The 7,630-nt window shown below is 57.4% G+C and carries 5 protein-coding genes; 4 read left to right on the forward strand and 1 reads right to left on the reverse strand.

The features are described from left to right. The first annotated feature begins 767 nt into the window (after positions 1-767). The 4 genes from AXG89_RS34335 to AXG89_RS34350 are packed head-to-tail and all read left to right on the forward strand — an operon-like array spanning position 768 to position 5,423. Positions 768-2,204, forward strand: coding sequence for a GspE/PulE family protein (locus tag AXG89_RS34335; protein WP_335672011.1), 1,437 nt, complete (start codon positions 768-770; stop codon positions 2,202-2,204). A 17-nt stretch (positions 2,205-2,221) separates the two neighbouring features. Beyond that, positions 2,222-3,340 (forward strand): hypothetical protein, encoded by a 1,119-nt coding sequence (locus AXG89_RS34340; RefSeq protein ID WP_062175070.1) that lies wholly within the window; start codon positions 2,222-2,224, stop codon positions 3,338-3,340. Positions 3,341-3,353: 13 nt separating this feature from the next. Then, positions 3,354-3,974 (forward strand): hypothetical protein, encoded by a 621-nt coding sequence (locus tag AXG89_RS34345; protein ID WP_062175071.1) that lies wholly within the window; start codon positions 3,354-3,356, stop codon positions 3,972-3,974. 15 nt (positions 3,975-3,989) lie between these two features. Further along, a complete protein-coding gene (locus tag AXG89_RS34350; RefSeq protein WP_062175072.1) occupies positions 3,990-5,423 on the forward strand; it encodes a hypothetical protein in 1,434 nt (477 codons plus the stop codon). Positions 5,424-6,086: 663 nt separating this feature from the next. Here AXG89_RS34350 and AXG89_RS34355 read toward each other — a convergent pair. Beyond that, positions 6,087-7,178, reverse strand: a complete 1,092-nt coding sequence (locus tag AXG89_RS34355; RefSeq protein ID WP_062175073.1) for a CAP domain-containing protein — start codon at positions 7,176-7,178, stop codon at positions 6,087-6,089. Positions 7,179-7,630 lie beyond the last annotated feature (452 nt).

The raw sequence follows: 7,630 nt of genomic DNA on the forward strand, positions 1-7,630 counted from the left end.
GCCTATTTGGTGGAATCGAGGATGATGTGCCTGAGACACGCTCAGGGTTTTTCAAGCGGTTGCGGTCCCCGAAGGCAAGCTTTGTCGAGCCGACCAGTGCGGTTGAGCCACGGCTGCAATCAGCGCGCGCAACCGGCGCCTCTGTTAGCTTCCTTGGTCGAAACCTCTCGGCGGATGTCGAGGATGTGGAAAGCGTAGATGTCGGCGAAGAGCGAAATCATGGCGAGGCAACGGACACCACCGTTGTTGCAGGCAAGGAAAAGATTGTCGCTGAGCAAGCCGCAATTGAGTCGATATCGCGCGCGATTGAGGCCGCGGCTACCAGCAGCGCTGAGCACGGTGACGGGACGGCACATGCCGTTGATAGGGGGCAGTCGGCCGCGACGGCAGCGATCCCAACATCAGCAGCGATTCCAACATCAACAGCTATTCCAACACCAGACCAAGGCAAAATGGTCTCGCCGGAGCCTGCTGCCGTACCTGAAATGTTGAGCGACGAAGACAAGGCATTCAACGAGAAAGCCGATACGCTCTTTACGCAAACGGGGCGGCCGCATCTCGTATCTGCCGAGGCACTGCCTGACTATAAACGCATTCTCACGACCGCCGATGACGATGCGGCACTACGAATTCCCGCTGCCGCTCGCAAGGAATTTATTGCGGTCGAACTGCAACCGGGCGTCGCGATTTCGGTCGCAACGGCAAGGTTTTGCGAGCGCGCTCAATACGCGACGTTTATCAAGGACCTGGCGACCGCCGACGTGTTCGTGCGCGAAGAACTGGTCGCGACTGAAGAGGTGATTGCCGCGATCTACGCGGGCAAAGCGGTGGCGGCAGTGAAGGGCGGGCTGCGTGAGTCGTCGCGCGCGATTGGAAACTTTCGGGATGTCATCGAAGCCGCGCATTGTCAGTACGGTGCGAGCGATGTGCACTTCGAACCACGAGAATTCGAGAGTGACGTGGAGGTGCGCTTTCGTGTGAATGGAGACCTCTACACCTACGAAAAACTTCCGAAGACCATCGTGCGTCGCGCCTTGTTTGCAGCCTACAGCGATCTCGTTCAACGGAACACCAACTCAGGCAATAGCTTCCAACCGAGCGCCCCACAGTCTGCAATGATTCCGCTGGTCGTTAAGACCGATACCGTCAACTTGCGCTGGCAATCGTCGCCACTGGTCGGTGGCTATGACGTGGCACTTCGGCTGCTCGACGGCAATTTCAAGAACTACAACGTCCTTTTGCCAAAGGACATGGGGTTTGAGCCGAGCCAGCTTGAGCTAATCGACACGCTCAACTATGTGAGCGGCGGGATTACCGCACTGACTGGCGAAACCGGCTCAGGCAAGACGACGACATTGCGTGCGCTGTCTTATCAGATTCCCGATCGGGACTTGAAGAAGCAGTTTGCCGTGAATGAACCCTCCGAATATCCAATGCCGTGGCTGTCGGACTACTCAATCATCCGCAGGCCCGACGAAACCGACGAAGAAGCGAACCGCAAATATGCGGAAGTTATTCGGACGCTCATGCGTCAGGACCCCGACGATTTGACCATCGGCGAAGTGCGGGACAAGGTGGTGATGGGTCTAGTTGCAGAACTCGCGCTTACCGGTCACCCCGTGCGTTTCTCCTTGCACGCCGGCGACATCATTGCGGCCATCATGCGCATGGCCGGTGGCCGCCTGCAGTTGCCCATCGATGAGCTTGCTTCCGAGGGCTTCATCAACGCGGTCGGCAATCAGAAGCTGATCCCGACGCTCTGCGATCACTGCAAGATCCCCGCTGAAGATGTGATGCCGAAGGCGGACCTCGAGGTCCTGCGCCGCAAGTTTGGGCTCGACACGTCGAAAATGGCATGCCGGAACATGGACGGCTGTGTTCATTGCCGTCTGGTCGGGCTCACGACGCGCTCCGGAAAGGTCGCCGGCGGCACGAAGCGCCAGTCGGTCGTCGCTGAACTTTACCGTCCGACGCCCGAGTTTCTGGAGCGGGTGAGCCATAAGGATTGGGCGGGCGCGCGTCAAGTTTGGCGCGGCTCGCGCAAAACCGGGTTCGACGATGGGGACATGACCGGAAAGACGCTATATGAACACGCTCTTTACAAGGTTTCGCGCGGATTAATTGATCCACAATTTGTGAATCGTTCGATGCAGGGCTTTTCGCAATACCGCGTGATGCCCGGCGTCGATGGTCTGATGCCTTAAGGGCTTGCGGATACACCATGTTCAACCTAATCGGAAAGATGCTGCCCGTGCGGCAGCGGGAAGCGTATGCCCGCTGGCGCTTTCAGAAGGTGCGCGAAGTCTTCTATCGCGAAACGCGGTTAGATATCGCGAAGAAAGGCTTGCGCAATACCGAAACGCTGTTTGACCGGCTGGAAACGTATGAGAAGCGCAACCGTTCGCGCGGCCAGATCGTCTGGACCGTCTTCGCGAGGATCCGCGAGACGATGCAGCGGGGCGAAAGCTTCTCTGTCGCGATCAAACCGTTCATCCCGGGTGACGAATATGCATTGCTCGATATTGCCGACGAGTCCGCGCAACAGGACGCTGTAGTTCGCGGGTTTGAACTTGCCGAAATGGCGGCAAGCGCAAAACGCGTGCTGTCGGCAACGACTCAATTGCAGATGGCGTATCCAGCGTTGTTGCTGGTCTACATGTACGGCTACTGCATGTTGTTCGGCGGAGCCATCTATCCGCAGATCCTGGATTCCAAGCCGCTAGAGCAGTGGCCTGACGCGGGACGATGGCTCTATCACGTCGACACCTTCGCGTACGACTACTGGTGGCTTTCGCTGTGCTTGGTGATCGGCCTGGTGACGATGTACTTCTATTCGCTCAAACGCTGGACCGGACATGTTCGGAACAAGTTCGATCGCCTGCCGATGCTGTGGCGTAACCGCCGAGACCTGAGAGCTGCGCTTCTGATCGTGTCGCTTGCCGGCCTGTTCGATTCGAACCTGACGTTGCGCGCTGCGCTTTACCGGTTGCTGAAAACATCGGACCCATGGTTGCGCTGGCATCTGAAATCCATGCACCGGCGTCTCACCGCACGCTCGGACGAGCCGATGCGCGCGCTCGATACAGGCATCTTTTCGTTGGAGATCGTCGACACGATCACCGACGCAGCGGGGCGCGATCAATTCGAAGCGGCGATCAAAAATCTCGGTCGGCAGTCACTGGATCGCGTGGTCGAATCCGTCAAGCGCAATGCGCGCGTCACCCATTACCTCATGCTCGGCTTTGCGGCCGCGCTGTTTCTCACCATCGGTATCGGCTCCTATGTGATGACCGGCGCCATCAGCATGACATCGGGCGCGCCCGGCGTCTCAATTAACTAAAAGGAGCTTGGCCATGAAGAAAAAAGAACAGGTACACCTCGACGCCGCCGCGCTTGCCAAAGCGAGCCGTCGCCAACGCATGCTCACGATTGCCCGCAGGACGAAACAGTCGGGAGAGTTGTCGATGATCGAAGCAGGCGCTGTTATGGCGGGCGCTGCGTTGCTCGCACTTGCGGTCTACGCGGGTGGAAAGTATGTGCTTGACCTCATTCATTCCTCGCAGTTCAAGAGCGAGGCGCAGATGTTCCACACGGGCATTCTGAATGCCACGCAAAACGATGCGGACTTCTCCGCGGAGACGTTGCAGATTCTGGCGCAAAACCATGCGTTCGACTCAGCAGGATCGCGTGTTTCGACAGACAAGTCGACGATCAAAGGCTTGTTCAATGGCACGCTATCGACCAGCGTTGGAACGCTGGTTACAGCGAACGATTCGCTTATCCTGACGTATCCAGTCACCGAGACGATTTGCTCGTTAAGCGTTGCGGCGTTGTCCACGGTCTACACGCAGGTTTCGGTAAACGGCACAGTCGTAGCGTCTCCCACGGTACCGTTTAGTGCAAGCACGTCCGCCACGTCGTGCAGCTCTGCAGGTGCGACTGCAAGCCTGCAGCTGTACACGACTCGCACGTAAGGCGGGGCTGCCGACATGGGAAGCATTCTGGAGATGTTGATTGTCCTGGTCGGCGCGGCCTTGCTGACAGTACAGGGTATCAAGGAAGACATCGCCGCGAAGCACACGAACCTGCTGCAGATCGAGGGGCAGAATCTTGCCTCGATCAATGCAGCGCTCGGCAGCTATGTGACGGCGCAATATGGATCGCTGATTCCAGCCGGTTACTCGCAAACGGTCGCGACGCCAATAACACCGCCATCGCTCTTGCAACTCAGCGCCTTGGCCAACAATCGCGTGACGTTCAAAAATGGGCCGTTTTGGGGCGGCACATATCAGATCGCGATGATGATCGTGCCCGACGCGTGTTCGACTGCAGCAGGGACGTGTCACATCGCAACGTCGCTTTACCCAAGCTTGCCGCTGATGAAAGGTGGAACGGCGGACATCGAAGGCGCCGGCATCATCGCGTCGGCGGGTGGCAGTTCGTTTGGCTACTCGACCAATCGAGCGCCGGCTGTCATCACCGGGATCCAAGGGAAGTGGACGCTTGCAAATCCGAACGGGAACAAGAGCGGAACGATCCTCGCCATCAACGGGTTTGGCGCGGACGGCAATTCACCGTATTACCGGCGCGACGGCACGCTGCCTTTGACCGGGACGATGAACGCGAACAATCAGGACATCCAGAATGCGAAAAACGTCACTGCAAATTCGCTGACGTTACCCGTTGGTAACAGCCTCAAGATCGGTCCGGGCGCAACGTATTACGGGGATACGGTCAATGCCGCTGTCAGGACGAGTGGAGCGCTTTTTGTCCAGAACCAGGCGGGAAGCGCGATGGCAAACGTCAATGCGGCTGGGTACAACGCGAGCAACAATGGCAACGGCCTGACCATCGGGACGGGCGGTGTCTCCTATTACGGCGATCAAAACGGAAGTGCAGCGGTTCGAGGCAACAACGGGTTGTATATTCAGAATGCAGCCGGCAGCGGTTCCGCGCCTATTCAGCAAGTAGGTAGTATCAATTCCGATGGCACGATCACCGCGCCAACTGTCAACTTCAACGTTTCAGCGGGCAACTGCGCGTGGAACACGGTCACGATGCGTGGCGCGAACCAAATGTGGGTGTGCAATAAATGGGGCAACTGGGTACCCATTAGCAATCTCGTCGGAAACTTCACGACCGTCCAAAAGCTGAGCGGCTATGCCAACGGCTGGCAGATAGCCGTTCCTGCATGTGGCCCGGGCGGCTCACCGTGGTACGAGATCATCCCGCAGTCGGTCAGTACCGACTATGCAAATCACAATCCGCCCCTCGCGGGCAATCGCTTTGTCATGGGTTCCGCCGGCGCCAATTGGATGCTGCAAATATTTAATGTCCTTGCCGACGGTGCGAATTCGTTGGTCGGCGATCAGCTCGGGCTGCAAGCCGAAGTTGATACCGGTTGCTCTTTTGGGAATGAGTGAGGAAACGACTTGAAACCTATCGTCATCTTGGGCGCGGCGCTGCTGGCGGCTGCGTCCATTCAACCATCTAATGCTCAATGGGTGCAGAACTCATTGACTACGCCACAGGCACCGAACTGTCCACCTGGCTACTCGTGGACTAAGAGTGGACCTCGCTATCAGTGCATGACACCGCCGCCGAGCTGCCAGTATGGTTTCGCATCGGGACCTGTGTGGACTGGCAGTGCTTGGGCGTACTCGTGTAATTCGCCGCCACCGCCACCGCCGCCGCCGCCGCCGGCAACGCAAAATCCGCCGCCACGAGTTGACCCGACGCCGCAGGAGATGTGTGCAACGGCGGCCGCTGGCCAGGGCATCACCCTTGGCCCGAACGACCAAACATTTACACGTAGCGGATATACGCAACGGTATTACGACAACAGCATTGGTCCTGTTTGGACGGACTGGAACGGAAACCAAGGTAATAGCTGGCAAGTCACTTGTCTCATAAACGAATCGACAAGTACTTGGGCTCCGAAGAATATGAATCCATTCATAGTGAGCCCCAACTATCCTACCTGCGCGGGATGCGGTGGAGGAACGTAAGGTCAGCTTCAGCTGCTTCACAAAACAAAAAGGCGCTCCCGTCATCGAGGAGCGCCTTTTGTCTACCTGACGAGCAGGTCAGTTTGCTGCAGTCGTAAAGTTCCAAGTTGAGCTTACAGCGCTGCCGTCGCGAGCACCGTTAAACGTTACAGTGTACGTTGTCGAGGCCTTCAACGCAGCGAGGGGCAAAAGGATCGCCGTTCCGGAAGGAAGGAGGTTGTTTGGATCTACGACAGTTGTTGCGGTGGAGCCCGGTTGTGCTTTAGCTTGAACCAAAATCCGCGTTGGCACCACAGCGCCAGAGCTGTCGGCGATCGTGAATTGAGACACGGTAAGGGTGTTACCACTCTGCGAGTTCACTTGCACGAGGATTGGACGACCAGGAGCCGCCAAATCGGTGGCAGGATTCGGCGATTCGGGGCGCATCGCGAGGGCAACGTTGCCTTCGTTCGCATATGGCGAATGATAAACAAGCCCAAGCTGGAGAATCTGCCCTCCGCTTGAGGTAAATGCATTCGGAAGCGGATTACCCGGTACGCCGGTAGACGTGCCAAAGTCACTTGCGCAAGTGTAAATCGGATACGTTGTATCGCCCGGGTTGAAGCCGAGTCCCACTGACTCTTGATTCGAGGTCAGGGCGACGAGGTGATAAACGGATGCCAAAGCTTGACCAATGCAATCTTGCGCCGCCTCAACGTCAGCGCTTTGCTTTACTCCGGCTGCAACGTTTTCGGCTATCCATTCGGTGGCTGGCGCTCCGGCCTTCTGAGCCCGAGACAAAGGCGAATCACCGTAATAGTTCTGATTCGTTGCGACTTCGTCATGCGACAGTGACGTCAACGCGCCGGTCTTAAGGTTCGAAAAAAGGTAAAGCGCGTGAGCCTGCGCAGAGGTATCAAGCACGGGATCTTGCTTGAGTGTGCCGACGCCCATAGCCGCCCGGTAGTTATTCAGTGTGGCAAATGCGGTCGCTTGGAAAGAGTCCGCAGCATATGTCGTGGCTGGGATTGACGTCTGCGGTGCGACTCCACTTGCAGGAACTGCCGGAGCGCTCGCGCCTGTGGCTGGCGCCGCGGAACTGTTCCCACCGCCGCCGCCACCGCATGCCGACAGAAGGAGAGAAGCAGCTGCGACCGCAGCCATGAGCTTGATATTTTTTGATGCTTTCATTTGAAAACCCTCGTAGGTCGTTGGTGCAGTCGCATTTTTGCGATCTGCTTATTTCTTAGCTTACCGAGCGGCATGAGAAGTCAAGTCGCGTGAGCAACGATCTGTCTTCTTAATCTGCCGCTTCCTAAAATTGGCCGGTACGCATTGTAAATCGAGGTAAGGGGACCGCCCAACCCTCCGTTGCCTATGCGCAACCGTTTGCTAGGCTCGCGGCGAACGACCGCGCCGTCTCTTCACTCGTAGAAATACGAAAGCGCCGACAAGGATAGCGCCGGTTGCCACCGGCTCAGACTGGCCGGCGATGGGAAGCAGCGAAGAGCCGATCCAGAGAAGCGTCAGCGAAAGTACAGCGCTCTTGAATACGTTGTTATCTAGCACCCTTACGATTCGACCTCGGGAGCGCCGACATATCGTCACATACTCTTCGTTGGACGTCTCAAGGTCGAACTCTA

The organism is Burkholderia sp. PAMC 26561 (assembly GCF_001557535.2).
Classification (GTDB): domain Bacteria; phylum Pseudomonadota; class Gammaproteobacteria; order Burkholderiales; family Burkholderiaceae; genus Caballeronia.

Excerpts from the sequence above, each read along its gene's own strand:
- AXG89_RS34340 (WP_062175070.1), top strand. The coding sequence starts at position 2,222 with ATGTTCAACCTAATCGGAAAGATGCTGCCCGTGCGGCAGCGGGAAGCG.
- AXG89_RS34345 (WP_062175071.1), top strand. The coding sequence starts at position 3,354 with ATGAAGAAAAAAGAACAGGTACACCTCGACGCCGCCGCGCTTGCCAAA.
- AXG89_RS34350 (WP_062175072.1), top strand. The coding sequence starts at position 3,990 with ATGGGAAGCATTCTGGAGATGTTGATTGTCCTGGTCGGCGCGGCCTTG.
- AXG89_RS34355 (WP_062175073.1), bottom strand. The coding sequence starts at position 7,178 with ATGAAAGCATCAAAAAATATCAAGCTCATGGCTGCGGTCGCAGCTGCT.